Origin of the sequence: Tsuneonella suprasediminis (assembly GCF_003605755.1) — a bacterium.
In the GTDB taxonomy this organism is placed as follows: Bacteria; Pseudomonadota; Alphaproteobacteria; order Sphingomonadales; family Sphingomonadaceae; genus Tsuneonella; species Tsuneonella suprasediminis.
In genome coordinates this window covers 108,737-130,612 of sequence record NZ_RAHJ01000014.1, presented here as the reverse complement: position 1 = coordinate 130,612, position 21,876 = coordinate 108,737, and the positions used below count along the sequence as shown (strand labels likewise).

Below are 21,876 nucleotides of genomic sequence, written 5' to 3'. Positions count from 1 at the left end.
TTCAAGGGGCTACAGTTTCGGGAAGGGCACGAAGGAGGAAGGCCGAGAGTTCGCGTGCGACGCGATCGGGCGCCTCGGCATGCGGGAAATGGCCGAGGCCGGGCAGGTTGACGATCGCCGCCCGGGTACCGGCCTGCGCCCGCACCAGTCGCGTCCACTGCGTGTCCTCGTCCGGGCCGATCGGTCGGCGCGCCGGTCCGGCTTCGGCGGTGGTGGCCTGAAGGACCAGCATCGGCACCCGCAGCGTGCGTAGCCGCTCCGCTGCGGATGCTGCGTCCCAGCGGACAATCGCCTCACCGAACGCGGCGAGCGCGACCGGGCTCATGGCGGCGAGGTCGGCCATGACGCGGCGTTGCAGATCCGGCATGGGCCGGCCGCAGAACATGCCGCCGAACAGCGCATCGCTGCGGCGGGCGCGCTCGGAATCGGTGAGACTACGGCGGGCCGCGACAGCATCGTCCGGATCGCCGGCCGCTTGCAGGCTGTTGTCGATCATCACTACGCCCGCAAGACCGTCGGGACGACGCGCCGCCGCCTCCAGCACGATCCGCGCGCCCATACTGTGCCCGACCAGCACCTGCGGCCCCCGTCGCACCTGATCGCGCCTTGTGTTGACGAAATCCGCCAAGGCAGGGATCGTCTGGCAATCCGGGTCCGCTGGCTGCCCTTCGTGCCCGGGCAACGCGAGCGGCACTACGCCTGCACGATTGCCCAACCTGTCCGCCAGCGGCGTCCAGTCGTCGCGCGCACAGGCGAGGCCGTGAACCGCGATCACGATCGGACGTGGGCCGTCGGACATCATTGAAAGCGGCGCGTCACGGTCAGGCCGAACTCGCGCGGCGCGCCGTAATAGGCGAGTGAATAGCCCACGCCGAGCGACGAAAAGCCATAGGTCTTGTAGCGCTTGTCGAACAGATTGGTGGCGAACAACGCAACCGTCCACGTATCTGCTGCGTCGCTGGACCAGGCGAGTCGTGCATTGACCAGCGAATAGGGTGGCTGTTTGGTCGGCAGGTCTAACGGCCCGTTCGCGACTGGCGCGGTGCCCGCAGCATTCAACCCATAAGTGTTGGGCAACTCGTTGTAGACCGACGAGGAATAGGCATAGTCGATCCGCGGGGTCAGCGTGGACCCGTCACTCATCTCCGCCTTGTACTGAACCCCCAGGTTGACGATCCATTCTGGCGTATTCACGAGCTTGTCGTCGATCGTGAACGGCACTCCGCTCGCGATCTCACGCAACCGCGCATCGGTATAGCTGGCATTGCCCTGAACCTGCAGCCCGGGGGTCGGTTCGAAAACGGTTTCGAGCTCAACGCCGCGGATCCGAGCGCGGCCGGCGTTGCGTGTAATGTTTACCGAAACCCCGCTCGGCTGGCTCTGTACCGCCGTGACTTGAAGATCGTTATAGCTCATCGAATAGGCAGCGAGGTTCAGCCGCAGCTTGCGGTCGAACAGGTCGAATTTGCCGCCCGCTTCATAGCTGGTGACGGTTTCGGGCTCGAACGCGCTTGGTGCGACCAGCCCGGCCAGCGGGCGGGCGTCGAAGCCGCCGCTCTTGAACCCCTTGGCATAGGTGAAATAGAAGAAGGCGTTGCGCGCCGCCTGAAACTGAATGCCCGCAGTGGGCGTCGTGCTGTTGAACGTGCGCTGCGTCTGCAGCTTGGTCCCGGCCGGCAGCGTACCGCCCGTGGCGGTGACGAAGATCGATCGGCTGGCCTCGAGATAATCGGCGACCTGGCTGAAATCCTTGGTTTCGCTGCTGTACCGGATGCCCGCGGTGACACCGAGCCGGTCGGTGATCTCGAAGGTGGCATTGGCATAGCCGGCGTAGCTGTCGTTGGTCTGACGGACGTGCGCGCGAATGCCGAACGGTTTCTGCGCCGGATTCGAGACAACGAGCACGTCGTACAATCCCTTCAGCGTCGGCTGGTAATTGTCGATTGTCGCCCATTCGTGCTGAAAGAAGCCGCCGCCGACCAGATTCAGCCGCCCGTCAAACGCCGACAGGTTGAACTGCAGTTCCTGGCTGACCTGGCTCTGGTGGATTTCCCGCTCGTAATCCGCAATCGGCAGTGGGGAGCCGTCATAGTCGACCTGGGTCAGAGCGCGCTGCGCGCGGAATGCGGTGATCGACTTGATCGAGAAGTCGGGCGACACCTTCCACGTGCCGATGCCGCTGACGCCGCCGACATCGAGATCGTTGGCGTCGGGCCCGCCCGTGTAAACCTCGTGCGGGTCATCCGCCATCAGCGCCGAGGTGTAGCTAAGACCCGGATACTGGCTGTCGACGACGCGCCTCTGGTAGAGATCGCGCGTCCCCGAAGGATAGATGCCGACGATGGCGAACGGACGGCTGCGTTCGCGCCGCCGGGTATAGTCCGCGGTGAGGTAGTAATCGAAGGCGCTCGATCCGAAATAGTTCAGCGAGCCGCGCACCGACTGCATGTTGATATTGCCGACGTGGCGATCGAGATAGCGGTTGTAGCCCCAGCCATCTTCGTTGCGACTGACAGCGGTCAGCGATGCGCCGAGCTGGTCGCGGATCAACGCACCGGACACCGCCCCCTTGATGTCGCGCCGCCAGTAATTGCCGAGCGTGCCCTCGACCACCGCGGAAAAGTCATTTGTCGGGCGCTTGGTCGTTACGCTGATCGCGCCGCCGCTGGTGTTCTTGCCGAACAAGGTGCCCTGGGGTCCGCGCAGCACTTCGATCTGCGCGACATCGGCGAGGTCGAACAGATTGCCCGTCGTGCGCGCGATATAGACGCCGTCGATATAGACACCGACCGCCGGATCGGCGGTGGGCAGGAAGTCGCTCTGGCCGACGCCGCGGATGAAGAATTGCGCATTGCTGGCGCTACCCGCCGATCCGCCAGTGACGTGCAGGCTGGGTACGACGCTCGACAGATCGGCGACACTCGCCACCTGCCGATCGCGCAGTTGATCGGCGCCGAGCGCAGTGATCGCGATCGGGGTGCGTTGCAGCGATTCGTTCACACGCCGAGCGGTAACAACGATCTCCCTGCCCGCTTCAACGTCCGGTTCGGCGCTCACCTCGCCCGGCTCAGCCATCCCGGCGGCGGAGGTGGCAGGCACGTCGGACGACGGAGTTGTCTGCGCCGCGACCATGCCCGGTGTCATGGCGGTTGCTACGGCGGCCGAAGCCAGCAGGATCGTGCGGTGTCGGGTTGTCATGTCGTCTCCTTCTCCCTGGGTGTGGTCGCTACCGGACCATTCTCCGACCGCCTGTTAGTGAAGGATTATAAGATGATCTACCCATAAAATGCGCTCAGATAGCATTTTAAAGCTCCGATGCTTGTATGATCGGCAGAATGGGGTTACTTGGCTGAACATCGCCGTCGTCGATCGGCGAGCCAAAAAGGAGGGGGCGATGACGACCAGGATTGAGCCGGTAACCACGGCCAAACGCGCAATTTCCATCTATCCGTCCCGCGGCGTCGCTGTGGCAATGGTCACGGTGCTGGCGGTGGCCAACATCTTCTCGTTCATCGATCGCCAAATCCTGTCGCTTCTGATCGATCCGATCCGGGCCAGCCTGGACATCGACGATGTACAGATCAGCATCCTGATTGGGCCGGTCTTCGCTCTGTTCTATGGCGTGATGGGCATTCCGCTCGGCTGGGCGGTCGACCGCTTTCGCCGCACGCGGCTGGCCGCGGGAGGGATCGCGCTGTGGAGCCTGATGACTGTCTTGGGCGGATTCGCCGCAAGTTTCCCCATGCTGCTCGTCTCGCGAGTCGGCGTAGGCGTCGGTGAAGCGGTTCTTGTCCCCGCCGCCAACTCGATCATCGCAGACAGCTTTCCCCCCGAGCGGCGGACGCGCGCGATGGGCGCGTTTGCGATGTCGATCTATGTCGGAACGGGGCTGGCACTAGTGTTCGGCGGATTGCTGGTCGGTCTGGTCTCGTCGGGCGCGATGCAGGCTGTCATTCCGGGACGTCTGCCGTGGCAGATGGTGCTGATCCTCGTGGGCGCGCCGGGCGTGCTGGTCGCGGCGGTGCTGGCACTGTTGCCCGAGCCCGCCCGCCACGAAGTGTCGCCGGTGGCAGATGTCGCCGCAGAGACGATCCTGCCCTTCGTCAAAAGCCGCGCGGGCGCACTGACCTGCCACTTTCTGGGCTACAGCGCGCTGATCCTGATCGGGTATAGCTTGAACGCCTGGGCGCCGAGCGTGCTGATCAGACAATATCACTGGTCGGCGCCCAGCACCGGGCTGGCGCTGGGCCTTGTCGGCACCATCGCGGGGATCGGCGCGATCTGGTGCGCGACCTGGACGGCGGACCGGATGTGGGCGCGCGGCGCACGCAACGGCCTGTTCCGCATCGGCTTGACTGGCGCACTGATCGGGCTTCCGGCAGCGGCACTGATCGGCGTGGTTCAAAGCGCGGGGGCGTTCATCCTCGGCTATGGGGTGATGACCGCGATCGCGGCCGCCGGGATCGGCACAGGCGCGGCGGCGATCCAGCAGATCACACCCAACCAGTTTCGCGGCCGGATGCTCGGCACCTATCTTCTGATCGCCTCGCTGATCGGATCCGGGCTGGGTCCGCCCGCGATCGCGCTGCTGTCGACGCACGTGTTCACATCGTCGCACGCCTTATCGGATGGGTTGGCGATGACCTGTGCGATCGCCACGGTCGCCGCAGCACTCGCGTTTGCAGCAGGGTTGAAACCGTTTGGTGCCGCGGTACGTCAACACATTGTCGACGAGGAACCCGCCTGATGGCCGATCAGATCACCCTGCCGTGCGTGCTGATGCGCGCTGGGACCAGCAAGGGGCCGTTCCTCCACGCCCGCGATCTGCCGCCACCGGGCCCGGAGCGCGACGCGATGCTGATCCGGCTGATGGGCAGTCCCGATCTTATCCAGATCGACGGGCTGGGCGGATCGCGCCCGATCACCTCCAAGATCGCGATCATCAGCCCCTCTGCACGCGACGACGCCGATGTGGATTATCTGTTCGCGCAGGTCGATATCGACAGCGCGTCCATCAGCTACAGCGGAAATTGCGGGAATATTTCGTCCGGAGTCGGTCCGTTCGCCATCGACGAAGGGCTGGTCCCGGGGACCGGGCCGACAACGCAGGTGCGGATTTACAACGTCAACACCGACAAGATCCTGACCGCAATCGTACCAGTTGCCGATGGACGCGCGCGCGTGACCGGCGATTTCACCATCCCCGGCGTCCCCGGTACGGGGGCGGAGATCGTCCTGGACTATACCGCTACCACCGGTGCCAAGACGGGGCGCCTGCTCCCCACCGGCGCGGCTGAGAACGTGCTGACGCTCGAGGATGGGCGCCGCATCCGCTTTACGCTGTGCGACATGGGCAATCCCTGCGTCTGGGTTCCTGCCGAAGACTTGGGGATGGAGGGCATAGAACTGGCCGCGCAGATCGATGGCGACCCTGCCCTGCTCGCGACGGTGCACGAAATTCGCGGCAAGGTGGCCGTGGCGGGGGGCATGATCGCCCGCTGGCAGGACGTCGACCTGGGGCTGCCTATGCTGGGCATCGTGTCGCCGCCGCAGCGATACACCACGTCTGATGGAGCTATCGTCACTGCGGACGACATCGACCTGTGCGTGCGCCTGCTGTTCATGGGGCGGATGCATGAAAGCCTGGCCGGCACATCGTCGGTAAGCGTGGCCGCGGCGTCGCGCATCCCGGGATCGACAGTGGCGCAGGCTGCACGGATCGCCGATCCCAAACGGTTGCGCGCCGGTCATCCACTAGGGAGCATGCCCGTCACCGTTGTCGCCAAATCCGATAGCACAGGCGGAATCACCTTCACGTCGGTGGGCTTCAGTCGGACTGCGCGTCGTCTTTTGGCGGGGACGGCGTATCTTCCTGCCTAGGCGCGCTCCGTGGCGCTCGCCGCCGCTTTCTGGGGGCTTCGAGCAGTTCGACGGCTGCGCGCAGGTTCGCGCCCGAACTGCGGATGTGCCGCATCATCGCGGCGGCGGCGGCATCCTCGTCCCCCACCATCAGCGTCGCGGCGATGGCGTGGTGTTCAAGATGCGCGACCTCGCGAGCGTCCCCCGCCATCCGGTGCGGTAACCTCAGCTGGTACAGTGGCAGGATCAATTGCATCGCCAGTGTGCGGACCCGATCATTCGCGGCGATGGAATAGATCAACTGATGGAATGCCTGGTTGGCGATCAAATAGTTTTCGGCGTCGTCATCGACATCATGCCGATCGAGATCGGCGAGAATGGCCCGCAAACGCGCCCTGCCGTCAGCGTCCATCCGTCGCGCCGCGAGCCGCGCCGCAAGGCCTTCGATCGCTTCGCGCAGTTCAAAAATCTCGGCGACATCGGTCCCGGTGACCTTGCGTACCGAAGCACCGCGGTGCGGGACGATCTCCACCAGTCCCTCACCGGTCAGACGGCGGATCGCTTCTCGCACGGCCCCGCTGCTGATCGACAGCCTCTTGCCGATATCGGCGATTACCAACCTTGAGCCCGGCTCGAATTGTCCCGATCGGATTGCTTCACGCAGCGTATCGATCGCGTGATCCACGACCGTGAATTGTTCGTCCGAATCCATTGGGACTGAATAGCGGCGCAGCGTCACCTTGGCGATACCGGGCTAACTGCCGCAATAAACCCGCCGATCTCTTCGGTGAAGCTCCGCGCGATCCGCAAGCCCAGACCCGGTGCGAAGCGGATAGCACAGCAGACCGAGGCGCCGAGCGTACCAGTATCGCGGCCGGTTGGCCCGCCGTGCTCGATCGCCCAACATGCCGCAGCGTCGTCAATCACGTCGAATTGGGCAGGTGCGTCGTTTCCGCAAACCAGCATGTGCTCACCCTCCAAAGCGACGATGATGGCATCGACGTTGATGAGGCCGACGTTTAAGAGCTCATCCGTGTACTGTTGGCGGCACGCTAATTCCCGGGGTACGATTTCAGCTGAGCGGGGTGTCCGCCGGAATCATAATTGTGCCGAGCGCTTCGCTCTCGTCGGGAACTGGCGCAGGCTCGACGTGCAGCTTGCAGCCGCTGAACAACCACTCCTGTCGATAGCTGCCGTTCGCCGTGGCGTTCGCGCATGACGGCTTCATCCCTATTGCTGCCGCACGGTGAGAAGCGATACGATGTCCGCTTTCGGGAAATTGTTGAAGGAGGGCAAACGACCGGTATTAGGGCGCAAAGCGGAAGTGACTACGGCAAATCGGCAGAAATTCTCCAATGATCTGAGTGCCCATCTTTGTCCTCTATGGGGCACCATCTCTTTCAGATCATTCGCAATTTTCTGCAGTCAATGCGGCCCGCCACTGCGGGTGCGATGGGCGTTGGGCGCAGAGCCATCGCCACCGTAAGGCACGATCCGCAGAACAAAGCTCTCGCTGCCCTGTGCAACTACAGGCGTAATGCGGATTGCGATCCGGGGAATTGCACATGCTGGTTTAGCCATCTGAAATATCGCGATGTTTTCCCGAATTCGGCGTTCTGCGGGCACAACCGCATCCGGGCAGATTTGCCATAGCGACAGCTTGTTCAGATCGGTCAGGCCTGCTGCTTCCAGTGCAAACCCGAATGAACGGCCCTGCTCCTCCCTCGGCACAAGGATTGCGCGCTGGGCGATTGTGGCGGATGAGCTTCCGTCCCATTCCACCTGCGCGCCAGTGAACGGAGAATGGGCGGGGCGGGATTGCAGGTGGCGCGTTTGTGGAAAATGCCACGCTATCGCCAATTGCAGCCCGCTGGAATCCGGTACAAAATCCGCCGGCGACCGGGCGTTGAGGCTGAGCTTTCCGCGATCCCGCTTAGCAATGCGAGACAGTGCATCGAGTGCGGCAGGGGCCTGATAATCGACAGCTTTCCGCATAGTGGCGGCCAGGGCAGGTGCAGGGACCAGGTCAGAATGATCCAGTTGCTGCAACAAGCCAACCCTGTGCTCCAACGCATCCGTGCCGGACACATGGGACAGGTCCGAAAGGTAGCGCGTGGCCCACGGCGAACTGTCGGCTATTGTTGCCACGATAGCGCGCTTCCCCTCGGCGCTTTGCTCCAGAACCAGCAGGTGACTTGTTGCCTGAGATGCGAATTTATCCCTTCGCATCAGTGCGTTGGCATGTCGTGCCACCTCCGCTACATTGGCCGCCGCTGCCGCGCGGATCATCAGGTTCACCTGTGCATCGGAATGGCGGTAACCCATCCGGCCGAGCAGCGTCCACCCTCGATCGTCACCGGATAAATCGCTGGCCCGCGCTACCAAAATCGCATTCAGGTGCTCACTCGCTAACGGAGCAGATGAGAGGTGGCGGAGAGCTGCGGTTGCAGCTGCGTCGGCCAGATTGGGCCGGGTATCCTGCGACAACAGAGAAGTCCTGAAATCGCTGGGCAGATTGCGCCCCGATCGGGCAACAACATCGCAAGCGGCAAAGCTGGCTATCAAAACTGCCGACGCAATTATCGCGCAACAGGCTCGGCCCGAACGTTTGCGTTCAGCCATATCTGAGGTTCTGGCCATACTGCGCGCCGTATCCCGATTTTCGGGCATCGAACCGGCTGAGTATCACACCGCCGATGCGTCCCTGTATATCGCTGAGGCGACGGAATGCCTGACGAGCGGAATGAACTCTGTTTGCGCCAGACCGAACCACCAGCACGGTCTGTTCCGACACGCTGGCCAGTTCGATCGCATCGGCAAAGCCGAGAATGGGCGGGCAATCGATGAAGATTCCATCGTATTGCTCTGAAAGCTGTGCGATGAGAGGGGCGAGATTGTCCCCCGCCAACAGTTCCGCCGGGTTTGGTGGACAGGCGCCGGATGGCATCACATCGAGCTGCCGTCTGGCATCATGGCGGACGACGTCGGCCAGGTTTGCGGCGCGCGCAAGGACAGCCGATAATCCGACATCGTTATCCATCCCGAACAAGATGTGCTGGCACGGTTTGCGAAGATCGGCATCGATGACCAGAACTTTCTTGCCGAGGCGGGCGTAAGCGGTGGCCAGCGCGAAGCAGGATACAGATTTACCCTCGCCTTCGGTCGCGCTGGTAAATGCCAGGCTGTGCGGCAGGCCCCCGATCGATGAAATGTTGAGCGACGCGCGAATGGCCGCGTATGCTTCCGACAATTCGCTTCCCGGATCGTGCAGGGCATCGCAGGCCGGTTGGTCGCTCACATCGGGAGTGACCCCGTACAGCGACAGGCGAAGGCGGCGTTCGACATCATCGGGGGTGCGGAGGCGACCAAAGATGTGTTCTCGGAAAAATACAAACAGCGTGGCGGACCCCAGTCCGATCATGCCTGCAAGCGCGAGAACGAGCGAGCCGTTCGGTTTCACCGGGCGATCGGGCACACGTGCGCGGTCGACCAGTGACAGGTTATTGGTTTGCACCCCGGATTGTGCTGTCAGTTCGGTATATCGAGCCAGAAGGGTTTCGTATTGGGTGCGGTTTGTCTGGTTCTGCCGTTCAAGAATGCCCAGTTGAATCGCAGCGCGTTGTTCGCGCAATTGTTCTTTCTTGAGCGAAGTCAGGCGATCCCTGAGTTCTCGCTCTGTGCCGAGCGCGCTGTCGTATGGCGCACGCAGCCCCTGCCGGATATTGCGGGCGTGCAGAGCCAACTGGTCCGACAGGGCACTGATTTCGGACTGCAGTTGCCTCACGCCGGGATGATCGGGCAGATGCCGCGCACGCTCTGCCGCCAGAGCGGCCCGTTTACTGCTGAGTTGTTCGGACAATCGCTGGACGGCTTCGTTCTGGTTGACTTGCGGTATGCTGAGGGCCGGCAGATCGACAATGGCCGCCCATTGTCGGGCTGCAGCGATGCGACGCGCAGCTGCTGTGTTGAGATCGCTGTTGAGCTGTTGGAGCGATTGACCTGTCAGGGTTTGCGCGGCGCTCCCCACTTGCTGCTCGTCATTGGCAGTTCCGACGATGCGTGCCTTTTCGGCATAGCGGGTGGCGTCCATTTCACTCTGTGCCAGTCGGCTGCGCGCCTCCGCCAGCTGGCTGGCGAGGAACCGACGGGCGTAGTTCAATGTATCGCGACGGCGCTGCAGGTTATTCAGGACGAAATTGTCCACGTAACTGTTTGCAATCCGCGCGGACAATTCTGCATCCGGGCTTTCGAAAGTGACGGTGACGATCCGGCTGTCGAGAGGCAGGTTCGTCGAAAGATGGGCGGTCAGTGCGTCCACAACGGCCCCCTCCCGCTTCTGCCGCCGCTCGTTGCCCGACAAGCCATCATAGTCTGGGGCGATGCCCATACTGTTCAGGAAATTGTCGCTCGTCAGCAGGTGCAGATCTTTTGCGACGATTTCCGCCAGTGAACGGCTTTTCAGGATCTCTATCTGGGTTTGTAGAAAACGGTCGGCATCCTGAATCGCAGCGGATGCGTCCGCTTCCTCTGTGCCGACGATTTTAACAGGCGCCTGATCGATCTGCACAGAGGCGGAAGCGGCGTAAATCGGCGTGGCGAGCATCAGGGCGATGGCGCCGCACAGAATAGTCGCAGCAATTATCCCGCAGATCCAATAACGGGCACGATAAATGGCCGACCAGATTGCGCCGGAATCGAACGCGATGGGTTGTTCCAGCGGATATGCAGGACGGCCGGGGGGGTGCTCCGCACGAGAGGGGGCGATGGCGGTGGCGTGGTTTGCAGCAGACATAAGCCCGGATTCGGCTGCGTGATCAGAGCGCACGGACGAACAGCGCGGTCAGCAGAGGCGATGCCTGCAGGACATCGCGCAGGGCGCCTTTGACCTGAGAGTATCCGACCACCACGATGTCTCCGCCCTCCAGCGGGATGTTCGGTTCGATGCCCTTGCGGACTTTCGCCAGATCGAAGCGGGCCACATACAGTTCCTCCCCCACTTCCCGAAACACGATGATTTCGTTCAGTTTGGCCGTGCGGGTCGGCCCCTGAGCCATCGCCATCGCCTGAATCAGCGAAGTGTCGCCCTGCATATCGAACACTCCCGGCTTCACTACGTCCCCTTCGACTGTCAGCCGCTGAGCAGCCGATCTGGCGATGAACACAGTAACTTGCGGATCGACGATGTATCGTTGCCCAAGCCGGCCGGCGATATGGCTGGCAATTTCCTCTCCAGTCAGGCCGGAAACTACCACGTTACCGATCAGCGGGAAAGGAATGGCCCCGGTCGCATCGACCGATATCGCTTCGAACGACAAGTCCGGTTCGCCAAACACATTGATCTGCAAAATATCCGCCGGTCCGACGCGATAAATGGCGTGTTGAGCGCTGGGAAACGCGCTGGGGGAGGCCAGTCGCGCCGGTGTGCTATCGAGCGACGGCGTGGGCGCGCAACCTGCCAGTATAGCCATGCCGGGCAAAGCGAGGCGAAGCATCGTCTTCATCGATTTTCTGTCCTTGGATGGGGTGGGGAGCCATGCGCCGCCTGCTCGCCGCGCTCGGCAAATGTCATCGCCAGACCCATCGCGAATAACGCCAGCAGCGACGGCGTCCTTACGGGGTAGTCGACGAGTGAGTGCAGCAGGAATGCGATAGTCCAGAGCCCGCCCAGCTGCGCCAGCGAGGGCGGGCTATCTTGCCGCCGGAAGATCGCAGTCAGCCGCTTTGCGAATACCGCCAGAAAAAGCACGAACCCGATAACGAAAAGCAAGCTGCCTTCCAGAAACAGTTCGAGATATTCGTTGTGGGCATGGTTGGCATATGCCGGTGTGAGCTGATTGATCGGCTCAACCATCGCATAGACCGGGATGAACGTGCCGTAGCCGGAGCCGAGTGGGAAAAACTCTTTCGCTGCAACCCAGCTTGTAGCCCACAACTGCCAGCGTGCGTCGGCATCGATCGCCTCAAACCGGTTTAAGGCACCGGCGATGGTGGGGTTGAAGATGGCAAGCGTAGCCAGACCAGATGCAAAGGCACCCAGCGCGATCGATATGACTGCAATCCCCATTCGGCGCGATAGCCCCTGAAACAGCACTATGGCGATAATTGTGGAGCCTAGCGCCAAGACTATGCCTGCGCGCGATGCTGTCCCGACAGCGCCCAGCAAGAGCGCGAGCGAGCAGAGCAACGCGATGCTGCGGGTCTTGTCGGGTGCCCAGCTGGAACGCGCGCCCCTAAGCCCCGCCAGCCACCAGACAGTTGTGCCTGCAAGGCCAAGAAACAGCGCCTGATGATTGCGGTTGGCGAATAATCCCGCGCCGTTCAGAACATGCGGACTGTCCCAGAAATCGAAAGCGCCCCCACCGCTCGACACTTGGATCGCCGCGATGGGCAGGCTCGCTAGAGCGACGATTACGGTTGCGTACAGGCAACGGATAACAACCGCCCGGGCGGCATTGCGGAAAATGACGTAGAGGGTCGCGCCCAATAATGTGAAAGCGAGAAACCCGAACGTCGCGTATAAATCGATGGTCGACGCCGACCAGCCATTGTGCCCGGTATAATCGCGGATTTCGCTGATCAGCGCCGGTTGGGATTGCGCGAGCAGGCCGGGTGGCAGCGGAAGCAGTTGCAGCACGATCAAAGCCGGCGCGATGGCAGCGCCCCCAACGCCCGCCAGTACACCATGCCGGGGAGGCAGGAATATCAGGCCGAAAGCGACCGCTGCCATCAGTTGCAGCAGCGGCAATTGCCATCCCAGAAATCGCGCATCTTTCCCGCCAAGCAGAAGGAAGCAAACCACTATCGCGGGCACAGCAATCTGCCGCAGTGTTGGTTGGATAGCATCTGATGACCCGGTCATATGTGCCGCATCAGAAGGCGCGCGGATGGATCAGTACGCGGACCGTGCGAATGACGATCCACAGATCGACCCACATGCTCCATCCGCGCGCGTATTCGAGATCGGATGCGAGGCGGCGGGTCAGGTCTTCTTCGCGTTCGGTCGGGCCGCGCAATCCGCGCACCTGTGCAAGGCCGGTCATTCCCGGCTTCAACGCGTGCCGATGCCAGTACTGGCGGTCGATTTCCCAGAACAGCCGTGTGCCTGCGCGTGAGCCGAGAGCGTGAGGGCGCGGCCCGACGATGCTCATTTCCCCGCGCAACACGTTGAACAGTTGAGGCAATTCGTCGATGCTGGTGAGGCGGATGAACCGCCCCACACGGGTCAGGCGCTCATCATTATGCGCCGTCGATCGTCTGCCGAGATCGTCGCACCGTTCCGGCTGCATGGAGCGGAATTTGTACATAGGGAATAATCGGTTGCCCCGCCCGACGCGGGTTTGGACAAACAGCGCCGGATGACCATCTTCAAGTCGGATCGCCAAAACGGTCAACATCATGACGGGCGCCAGCAGCACGATCCCTGTCAGTGCAACGCATAGATCGAATGCACGTTTGAGTAGCCGCTGATTACGGCTGAGTGTGCCGGGCGGCATCGTGGGCAATATCAAGCGTTAACGGCCAGATGATGGGCTAACGGTGGGCTGTTTGGCGTTGTGGTTGCCGACCGATGCTGCCTTCTGCCGATGCCCAATCCGCAGGTCAGGTCTGGGAGAGTGTGCATGATGCCGAATGAAAACCAAAAATATACGATGTCATTGGGTGCGATGAATGATGTGCAAGATGGATAATTTGCTGGTCTTCGTTAATAAGTAAAAATTGCGTTTATTATTATAAATTATTACTATATTTTGTAGATCGTTTGGCAACTACATTATTATAAGTTCTTGTTTATGCTGATTTGCATGGGGTTCAGTTGCGTCTTCGAAAGAGCGTTGGCGCGAGTGGGCGGGCCTTCAGCCTGATATGCATGCAGGACTATGCCCCCGAACCGGTCAAGGTTCGGGGGGATTTTGCCCAATGCTGATTTGCGGGTCGGATTCCGCTCCGGCTCAATCTTAGTGAGCGGCGCTCGTATCGACATCCTTGGGCGGGCGAGGGGCCAGCCAGATCGTTGCGGCGGCTATCACGAAGAATACCGATGTGAGAGCGAAAATGTGCTCTGTCGCCAGAACAATGGCCTGTTGCTGCACCTGCTGCCCGAAAGCCGCAATTGCGGAGGACGGAGGCAGTCCCATACCTTCGAGCTTGCGGATCACGCTGTCGGGATCGTTGAGGGTGCCGACCAGCGCGGTCTGGTCCATTCGGGTCAGATTGGCCCATTGCGTCGTGTAGATCGAAGTCCCGACCGCCGCGGCCAGGGACCGGGCAAAAGACAGTATCCCCGCTGCAGACGCCGTTTCCCGCGGTTCGACAGCGCCCAGACTGATCACGGTGATAGGGACGAAGAATGCCGTCATTCCCATGCCCTGTATCAATTGGGGCAACATGATTTCCCAGAAGGTAGAATCGCTCGTCCAGAACATCCGCAGCACGCTCATCGCGCCAAGCCAGCTTAGCCCGAAGAACACCAGTATGCGGGGGTCGAACTTGTTCATCAGTCGGGGGATGAACGGTGCTGTCAGCACAGCGAACACCCCGTTAACGCCGGTAACGATGCCCGCCTGTGTCGCGGTGTAGCCCATCGACTGCTGCAGCCACTGGGGAATGATAACCACTGTGGCGAAGAATGTGCCGAAACCGAATGCCATCGTGAACACGCTGGCGGTGAAACCCCGGTGGCGGAACACGGAAATGTCCACGATTGGTTCGCGTTCGCCCAGTTCCCAGATCACGAACGCCACACAACCGATCGCCGCGACAATCGCGCAACCCACGATGAAGGAGGAGCCGAACCAGTCGAGTTCCTGCCCTTTATCCAGAAACAGTTGCAGCGCGCCAACCCAGACGACCAGCATCGCCAGCCCGATCTTGTCGATTGAAACGCTTTCCTCGCGCCCGCTGTCATAGGGGCGCAGGATTGCGACGATCCCGGCAAAACAGACGAACACCACGGGAATATTGATGAAAAAGATCCACCGCCAGGTGGTCGTGTCGCTGATCCATCCGCCTAGAATCGGCCCAACAATCGGTGCGACGATAGTGGTGATCGCCCAGATCGCCATCGCGGCGGGCTGCTTGTCGCGCGGGAATACCGTGAGCAACATTGTCTGCGTGAGCGGCATCAGCGGGCCGCCTGCAAACCCCTGCCCCAGACGGAACAAAATCAGCGAGTTAAGCGACGGCGCCATCCCGCACAGGGTGGAGAACACGCCAAACCCGATCAGTGAACCGAGAATGGCCTTTAACGTACCGAACCGCTTGACGAAAAAGCCGGTCAGCGGAACGCAGATCGCCTCCGCCACCGAATAAGTGGTGACGACCCATGTGCCCTGACTGGCCGATACGCCCAGCCCACCTGCGATATGCGGGATCGAGACGTTGGCGACGGTCATATCCAGCACGATAATGAAGTTCGCCAGCGCCAGCATAACGGCGGCGAGCACGAGCCGACCGCCCGCCAGTGGCGGTGGCTCGGTCGATCGCGGGGCGGCAGGCTGCGTGGCCATCAGTCGTTACCCGAAACGTCGATCTCAGCTTCCATCGACAGACCGACACGGAGCGGGTGAGCCGCCAGCTCCTTGGGGTCGAGTTCGATACGGACCGGCAAACGCTGGACCACCTTGATCCAGTTGCCGGTGGCGTTCTGAGCCGGAATGGGCGCGAATGCCGCGCCGGTGCCGCCCGCGAAGCCAACAACTTTGCCATGAAAAACAACGTCGCTGCCGTAAAAGTCGGAAGTCAGCTCCACCGTCTGTCCGGGGCGCACTTTGCCCAGTTGGGTTTCCTTGAAGTTGGCATCGACATAGAGGCTGCCGACCGGGACCACGACCATCGCTGTGCTCCCGCGCTGGATCATCTGGCCGACGCGCGCTGTCACTTGCGACACGACGCCATCGACGGGCGCGCGCACTTTGGTTCGTTCGAGGTCCAGCTTCGCGGCATCCAGAGCGGCCTTTGCCTGCTGGACAGCGGGGCTGCCTTCGATAGTGGTGCCGCTGATCGGGGCAAGTGTCGCCTGACGGTTGCTGGCGGCGCTCCGCAACTGGCTCTGCTGCTGCGTGACGGCGGCGGAAAGTTGAGCGACGCGGGCACGGGCTGCTTGCAGTGCGGTGGTCGTAGCGGTCAGTTCGTCTGCCGAGATGGCGCCCGTTCCTTGCAACGATTTCCGACGGTTATAGTCGGTTTGCGCCTTCGCCAGATCGGCCTGAGCAGCGGAGAGCTGCGCCTGAGCCTGCGCCACACCGGCTGCCTGAGCTGCGGCCTGATCTGCCTGAGCGCTGCCTTGCGCGGCGACCGCGCGATACTGGCGGCGGGCGGCGGCAAGGTCTGCTTCGGCCTTGGCTACGGCAATTTTCTGATCGGTATCATCGATTTGGAAGAGAAGTTGCCCCTTCTTCACCATCTGGGTTTCGGTGACGGGGACGGCGACGATCTTGCCGCTGGTAAGCGGGGTCACCATTGCGTTGGAACCCTGGACATAGGCGTTGTCGGTCGAGACGATTTTCGAGCCGATCAGCCAGTCGTAGGCGACAAAGAGCGCAGCCAAAGCAACGACAATAATTGCCAATCGTATCAAGAGCTTCTTGCGCTTGCTGGCAGGGATTACGGCTTCGCTGCCATTGGCTGCGGGGGCTTCGGTCTGGTCGGTCATGGGCGGTCGGTTCCTGTCTGGGCCGCGTCGGTTTCGGCATAGCCGCCGCCGAGGGCGCGAACGAGCTGGATATCTGTCAAAACGAGGCGGGAGCGGGTTTCCAGCGCCTGTTTCTGCGCCGACAGCATGGCTGTTTGCGCTGATAAAACATCGAGATAAGTGCTGAGCCCGGCGCGATAGCGATCGTCGGCCAGGCGATAGGCCTGCGCCGCGGACCGCGCGGCCTGCTCTGCCGATGCAGCCTGCTGTTCCACGCTGGCGCGGCTCGAAAGAGCGTCCGCCACTTCCTTAAGTGCCTGAACTACTGTGGCATTATACTGCGCGACCAAAGCATCGTACTGCCCGCGGGTCTGCACCAGATTACCACGTCTATCACCACCATCGAACAGCGGTAAGCTTATGGCACCACTGGCATTTCCATAGTCACTGCCCGAATCGAACAGATTCGATACTCCAAGTGACATCAAACCGATCACTCCAGACAGGTTTATGTCGGGCAGGAACGCTTTTCGTGCGACATCGATGCGTTGCCCCTGCGCTTCGACCCGTAAACGGGCGGCCACGATGTCGGCCCGCCGTCCGGCCAGCGCGATTCCGGCATCGGCGGGGACCGGGATGCGGGCAAACGGACCCTTGAGCGGGGATCGCGTGATCGAGAGGCCGCGATCCGGCCCGGCACCCAGCAATGCGGCGATCACATGGCGTTGCAGCGCGATCTGTTCGGCGTTGGCTTCCAGCGCGGCTTTCGCCCCGGCAAGCTGGGTTTCGGCCTGCCGCTGCGGAAGCTGGCTGTCCAGCCCGCTGGCATAGCGTTTGGCGTAGAGATCGACGCTGCGTTGCCGCGCGTCGGCGGTGGCGGCCAGCAGGTCTTCTTCTTCGAACAGGACGTTGAGCCGGGTGTAGGCTTCCACTACGTTGCTTTCCAGTGCCAGCGCCGCCTCGCGCGCGTCGACTTCGGTGGCCAGCGCTTCGGACGTAGCTGCCGCCAGTTCGTCGCGGTGCTTGCCCCACAGGTCGAGGTCGAAACTGGCCCCAAGCGACAGCGTGCCATAGGATTTCCAGCCCTTGGGCACGAAGTCCGCCGGAATGCCATTGTTATAGCTCTGCTTCTTCGCGCCCGCTTCGCCCGATGCGTTAAGTTGCGGCATCCCGGCGGCACCGGCGCGTTCGACCAGCCCGCGTGCCGCCCGCACGCGCGCGGCGGCCTGCGCCACCGTGGGAGAGTTGGCCAGCGCTTCCGCCACCAGAGCATCGAGCTGGGTATCGCCGTAAACCGCCCACCACCGATCGTTGGGCCATTGATCGGCAACCGGACCGATCGATAGCGACTGTTGCGACGCGAGCGAGGCCGGAGCCCGCATTTGCGGTCGATCGCCCAGATCGGGGGCGGTGCAGGCGCCGAGCAGGGCAACGATGGCCAGCGCCGACGCCGCATGTTTCATGGCGGACCGGGGGGATGGAGAATACGGCATGGCCAGTAGCTTTCAGTCTTACGAGAGTCGCGATACGCGAATCACTCTCAGTCAACGCGCGTTGACTTAGGCCTGATAATGCGTATGTCAACGCCTGTTGACGCAAGGTTGGGACAATGACCGCAAAACGACGCAGCGGAGAGAAAACGAGAGCAGCGATCCTGGCGGCGACCAAGCGGCTGTTCGCGGAAAAAGGGTACGACCGGGCGACGATCCGCAATATCGCGGCGGAGGCCGGGTGCGATCCGGCGCTGGTGATGCGATACTTCGGATCGAAGCGTAAGCTGTTTTTCGAAGCGGTGGATTCTCCGTTGGAAAGCTTTCCTGACGCGCAGCCGGGGGCGCCGGGGCAATTGCCCGAAATTGCAGCCAGCTTGCTGGAGCACTGGCATCAGGACAAAACCTTTTTCGGCCTGCTGCGAGCGGCCGCATCGGATGAAGAGGCGGCGGCCCTGATGCGCGAATTCTTCGAATTGCGCGTGCGCGAACATCAGCCGCGCGTAACCGGCCTGCCGCCCGATCAGGCGGTGTGTTTCGGGGCGATGGTCCTGGGCATCGCCTTCGGGCGCGAAGTCACCCGTATTCCGCCGCTGGCGGATATGACATCGGAAGAACTGGGCACGATGATTGGCAATGTATTCTGCGCCTGCAACCCGCCGAAAGAGACCTGACAATCGCGCACGCGGTTTCCGGCTGGCGGGCGTTCGCGTTGCCCCCTGTGCGCCAGCCAGAACAGCTGTGGGCGGGGGCAGGGCGATCTGGCCCGCGCCATACATATAGGTTGATGGGCAGTTGGGTGACGGCAGGCCGGTTACAGCGTCCAGTCCAGCCCCAGCTTTGCGACGATATTGGTGCTGTCCAATCCGCTCAGCGATTCGCCGTTGGGGAACCACAGATCGATCCCGCCGCTGACGCGCAGGCTGCTGGCGGTATGCGGCAATGGTGTGCCCGACAGGGTGACGCCGGTGCGGAAGAACCCGAATGCAGGCGTGCTGCCGTCGGCTGCATGATAATACGTGTCGGAAAACCCGGCCGCGAGCGGAATGGCGAGATGGAGCGGATTGTCCCCGTCGCCCACGTTCATGCCCACGGTTATGCGGGGTTCGATATATAGCGCATCGGCCCCGCCGGATTTCCCCGTTTCCTGCACCATCCGCACCCGCGGAGAGAGCGAAAACCCGTTGGGCAGGCCCGTGCGTTCCCATAGCCCGGTGTCGTCGTAGCTGACGATCAGTTCGAGATCGTTGTATCCTTTGAACGAGTCTGCCGGAGACAGATAGCGATAATAGGCCCCCGATACTGTCCACGTGTCGGCCAGTTCGACAGAGGCACCGGTATACAGATCGGTTTCGTACCAGCCGGGGATAGCGCCATCGTTGGCCTGACCCAATCCCGGTTCCGCAAACTGGATGCTGTTCCATGCGCCCACGAATACGCTGGCATCGGTAATCGCCCCGCCTGCCAGTTCGGGCAATGCCACCTGAACCGTTACGTATGGCTGCACACTCGGCTGATCCGAAAACGATACGCCGCGCGAAATATACTGAGTCACGAAAGACGTGCCCATGTTGACCGATATACGATCAGGATGCGATGCGGTGGCCTGATTTTCCAGTGCGGGCGGGGCATCGGCGTATTGTGCCGATTCGGGTGGAAGAACAGCCTGGCAATAGGCTGGATTTGCAATAATTAAGGATACGGCTATGGATAAAATTGCGCGTTTCATTCGTGTCCGTTATTCATTTTCTTTGCCGTTATCAATATTCATGGCTTCATCTTTTATTTAACAAATTAATTAATTATATTGAGGAGAATATCTATCTTTAGAGTGCAAGTGCATGAAAATTTTCTATTGGTTGGTATTAATGGCGGGGCAGGCCGCAGGGGTGCGCGATGAGCGATCCGGGCTTGCCGCAGGCGGCGCCTGACGGGACAGGGGCGCGGATGAAGATCAATCCGCCGGTGTTCTATGTCTCCGCTGTGCTGATCCTCGCCTTCGCGATTGTCGGGGCACTGGTGCCCGAACGGGCCAGCCGGGTGTTCGATGCGACGCAGGCTCTGATCGTGATGGATTTCGGCTGGCTCTATATTGCTGCCGTCGCCGGGTTCCTGATGTTCGCCCTGTTCCTGATGTTCAGCCGATATGGCGATGTGAAGCTGGGGCCGGACGATAGCGAGCCGGAATACAGCTATCTGTCATGGTTCGCGATGCTGTTCAGCGCGGGGATGGGGATCGGGCTGATCTTCTTCGGCGTGGCCGAACCTATTCAGCACTATACCATGCCGCCGACCGGCGATGGGCAGACCATCCAGTCCGCGCGGGAGGCGATGGTCCTCACGTTCTTCCATTGGGGGCTGCATGCGTGGGCGATCTATATCGTCGTCGGGCTGGCGCTGGCCTATTTCGCATTCCGCCGGGGTTTGCCGCTGACGATCCGTTCCGCGCTTTATCCGCTGATCGGGGAACGGATTTACGGGCCGATCGGCCATGCGGTCGATATCTTTGCCGTTCTGGGCACGATGTTCGGCGTGGCCACTTCGCTGGGGCTGGGTGTGCTGCAGGTGAATGCAGGCTTCCACTATCTGTTCGGGATTCCCACCAATACCACGATTCAGCTCGTGCTGATCGCGGTGATTACCGGGATGGCGACCGTGTCGGTGGTGATGGGGCTCGACAAAGGTGTGAAGCGTTTGTCGGAACTGAACATCGTTCTGGCCGGGCTGCTGCTGCTGTTCGTGCTGCTGGCAGGCTCCACGGTATTTCTGTTGCAGACGTTCGTGCAGAATGTCGGCCAGTATCTGAGCGAAGTCGTTAAGCTGACGTTCCGCATGTATGCTTATGAACCGAACCCCTGGCTGGGCAACTGGACGCTGTTCTACTGGGGCTGGTGGATAGCGTGGTCGCCGTTTGTCGGCATGTTCATCGCCCGTATTTCGCGCGGACGCACGATCCGCGAATTCGTGGGCGGGGTGCTTTTGGTGCCCACGCTGTTCACCTTCCTGTGGATGACGGTATTCGGTAACACCGCGATCGCGCTGGATTTCAGCGGGGTGGCGCCGATTGCTGCAACGGTGGCCGATAATATGCCGGTCGCGCTGTTCGAAACACTGGCGCAACTGCCGCTGTCGACAGTGGTATCGGGCATTGCCACTTTGCTGATTATCACGTTCTTCGTGACGTCGGCCGATTCCGGCGCGCTGGTGATCGACATGATTACCTCGGGCGCGGTGGACAACCCGCCGGTGTGGCAGCGGGTGTTCTGGGCGGTGTGCGCGGGCGGTGTGGCGGCGGTGCTGCTGGTGGCGGGCGGTCTGCGCGCGTTGCAGACAGCGGCGATTGCCAGTGCGTTGCCGTTTGCGGTGGTGATGGTGTTCATCTGTTACGGCCTGCTCCGCGCGCTGCAGATGGAAGGCAAGGGTGCGGCGATGGACCTTTCGACGGTGGAGCCGGAGGAGGATGGCGGCACTGCGATGAGCTGGCAGCAGCGCCTGTCCAGCATCACCCATTTCCACGCGCGGCCCGAACTGGAAAGCTTCCTCTCCGGCCCGGCGCGGTCTGCCTTGCAGGCGGTGGCCGATCAGATGGCGGAAAGCGGGCTTGCGGCAGAATTGCATTCGGACCCCGATCACGTGGATCTGCGTATCTCGCACGGGGATCGGGGCGAATTCCGCTATACCGTGCGCGCGCGGCGCTATCGTGCGCCCAGCTTTGCATGGGCCGAAACCAAAAAGGTCAGCGACGAAGATCGGCAGCACTATCGCGCGATGGCGCAATCGTCGGAAGGGGAGCATGCTCACGACGTGACCGGCTTCACCGAAGATCAGCTGATCCACGATCTGCTCAACCGCTACGCCCGGTTCCGGCACGCGCGCCGGGTGACCTGACGCCTCCAC

18 protein-coding genes are annotated in these 21,876 nt (G+C 61.8%); 4 read left to right on the top strand and 14 right to left on the bottom strand.

Going from position 1 to position 21,876, the window contains the following annotated elements; all coding sequences use genetic code 11:
- Position 1: 1 nt before the first annotated feature.
- Together D6858_RS04270 and D6858_RS04265 are read right to left on the bottom strand one after the other, a co-directional pair.
- Positions 2 to 802 (bottom strand): alpha/beta fold hydrolase, encoded by an 801-nt coding sequence (locus D6858_RS04270; RefSeq protein ID WP_120107476.1) that lies wholly within the window; start codon positions 800 to 802, stop codon positions 2 to 4.
- A complete protein-coding gene (locus D6858_RS04265) occupies positions 799 to 3,198 on the bottom strand; it encodes a TonB-dependent receptor (RefSeq protein ID WP_120107474.1) in 2,400 nt (799 codons plus the stop codon). The genes D6858_RS04270 and D6858_RS04265 overlap by 4 nt, the downstream gene beginning before the upstream one ends.
- Positions 3,199 to 3,394: 196 nt before the next feature.
- On the opposite strand from D6858_RS04265, the gene D6858_RS04260 reads away from it, so the two are divergent.
- Positions 3,395 to 4,747 (top strand): MFS transporter, encoded by a 1,353-nt coding sequence (locus D6858_RS04260; protein WP_165859628.1) that lies wholly within the window; start codon positions 3,395 to 3,397, stop codon positions 4,745 to 4,747.
- A complete protein-coding gene (locus D6858_RS04255; RefSeq protein ID WP_120107470.1) occupies positions 4,747 to 5,880 on the top strand; it encodes a 2-methylaconitate cis-trans isomerase PrpF family protein in 1,134 nt (377 codons plus the stop codon). Before D6858_RS04260 ends, D6858_RS04255 begins: the two co-directional genes overlap by 1 nt.
- Here D6858_RS04255 and D6858_RS04250 read toward each other — a convergent pair.
- The 11 genes from D6858_RS04250 to D6858_RS04205 all read right to left on the bottom strand — a co-directional run bounded on the left by D6858_RS04250 (position 5,828) and on the right by D6858_RS04205 (position 17,952).
- On the bottom strand, positions 5,828 to 6,571 hold the full coding sequence (locus D6858_RS04250; RefSeq protein WP_120107468.1) for a GntR family transcriptional regulator: 744 nt from the start codon (positions 6,569 to 6,571) through the stop codon (positions 5,828 to 5,830). The two genes, D6858_RS04255 and D6858_RS04250, sit on opposite strands and share 53 nt — an antisense overlap.
- 23 nt (positions 6,572 to 6,594) lie before the next feature.
- Positions 6,595 to 6,786 (bottom strand): hypothetical protein, encoded by a 192-nt coding sequence (locus D6858_RS04245; protein WP_165859627.1) that lies wholly within the window; start codon positions 6,784 to 6,786, stop codon positions 6,595 to 6,597.
- Between the two features lie 145 nt (positions 6,787 to 6,931).
- The gene (locus D6858_RS15735) at positions 6,932 to 7,087 is read right to left on the bottom strand and encodes a hypothetical protein (protein ID WP_165859626.1); all 156 of its coding nucleotides are present in this window, start codon (positions 7,085 to 7,087) and stop codon (positions 6,932 to 6,934) included.
- A 197-nt stretch (positions 7,088 to 7,284) separates the two neighbouring features.
- Positions 7,285 to 8,481 (bottom strand): hypothetical protein, encoded by a 1,197-nt coding sequence (locus tag D6858_RS04240; protein WP_120107464.1) that lies wholly within the window; start codon positions 8,479 to 8,481, stop codon positions 7,285 to 7,287.
- Positions 8,474 to 10,651: a GumC family protein gene (locus tag D6858_RS04235; RefSeq protein WP_120107461.1), complete on the bottom strand. Its 2,178-nt coding sequence runs from the start codon at positions 10,649 to 10,651 to the stop codon at positions 8,474 to 8,476. The genes D6858_RS04240 and D6858_RS04235 overlap by 8 nt, the downstream gene beginning before the upstream one ends.
- A gap of 22 nt (positions 10,652 to 10,673) precedes the next feature.
- Positions 10,674 to 11,360: a polysaccharide biosynthesis/export family protein gene (locus D6858_RS04230; protein ID WP_120107459.1), complete on the bottom strand. Its 687-nt coding sequence runs from the start codon at positions 11,358 to 11,360 to the stop codon at positions 10,674 to 10,676.
- Positions 11,357 to 12,718, bottom strand: a complete 1,362-nt coding sequence (locus D6858_RS04225; RefSeq protein ID WP_120107457.1) for an O-antigen ligase family protein — start codon at positions 12,716 to 12,718, stop codon at positions 11,357 to 11,359. Before D6858_RS04225 ends, D6858_RS04230 begins: the two co-directional genes overlap by 4 nt.
- Positions 12,719 to 12,728: 10 nt before the next feature.
- Positions 12,729 to 13,352, bottom strand: a complete 624-nt coding sequence (locus tag D6858_RS04220; RefSeq protein WP_120107455.1) for a sugar transferase — start codon at positions 13,350 to 13,352, stop codon at positions 12,729 to 12,731.
- Between the two features lie 462 nt (positions 13,353 to 13,814).
- Positions 13,815 to 15,365: a DHA2 family efflux MFS transporter permease subunit gene (locus tag D6858_RS04215; protein ID WP_120107453.1), complete on the bottom strand. Its 1,551-nt coding sequence runs from the start codon at positions 15,363 to 15,365 to the stop codon at positions 13,815 to 13,817.
- Complete coding sequence (locus tag D6858_RS04210; RefSeq protein ID WP_120107451.1) at positions 15,365 to 16,510, bottom strand: HlyD/EmrA/EmrK family protein; 1,146 nt, start codon at positions 16,508 to 16,510, stop codon at positions 15,365 to 15,367. The genes D6858_RS04215 and D6858_RS04210 overlap by 1 nt, the downstream gene beginning before the upstream one ends.
- Positions 16,507 to 17,952: an efflux transporter outer membrane subunit gene (locus D6858_RS04205; RefSeq protein ID WP_240623689.1), complete on the bottom strand. Its 1,446-nt coding sequence runs from the start codon at positions 17,950 to 17,952 to the stop codon at positions 16,507 to 16,509. Before D6858_RS04205 ends, D6858_RS04210 begins: the two co-directional genes overlap by 4 nt.
- 146 nt (positions 17,953 to 18,098) lie before the next feature.
- On the opposite strand from D6858_RS04205, the gene D6858_RS04200 reads away from it, so the two are divergent.
- Positions 18,099 to 18,653: a TetR/AcrR family transcriptional regulator gene (locus D6858_RS04200; RefSeq protein ID WP_120107447.1), complete on the top strand. Its 555-nt coding sequence runs from the start codon at positions 18,099 to 18,101 to the stop codon at positions 18,651 to 18,653.
- Between the two features lie 140 nt (positions 18,654 to 18,793).
- On the opposite strand, the gene D6858_RS04195 is transcribed toward D6858_RS04200, so the two are convergent.
- Positions 18,794 to 19,708, bottom strand: coding sequence for a hypothetical protein (locus D6858_RS04195; RefSeq protein ID WP_120107445.1), 915 nt, complete (start codon positions 19,706 to 19,708; stop codon positions 18,794 to 18,796).
- A 167-nt stretch (positions 19,709 to 19,875) separates the two neighbouring features.
- On the opposite strand from D6858_RS04195, the gene D6858_RS04190 reads away from it, so the two are divergent.
- Positions 19,876 to 21,867 carry a BCCT family transporter gene (locus D6858_RS04190; RefSeq protein WP_165859625.1) on the top strand — a complete coding sequence of 664 codons (1,992 nt, stop codon included), beginning with the start codon at positions 19,876 to 19,878 and terminating at the stop codon, positions 21,865 to 21,867.
- Positions 21,868 to 21,876 lie beyond the last annotated feature (9 nt).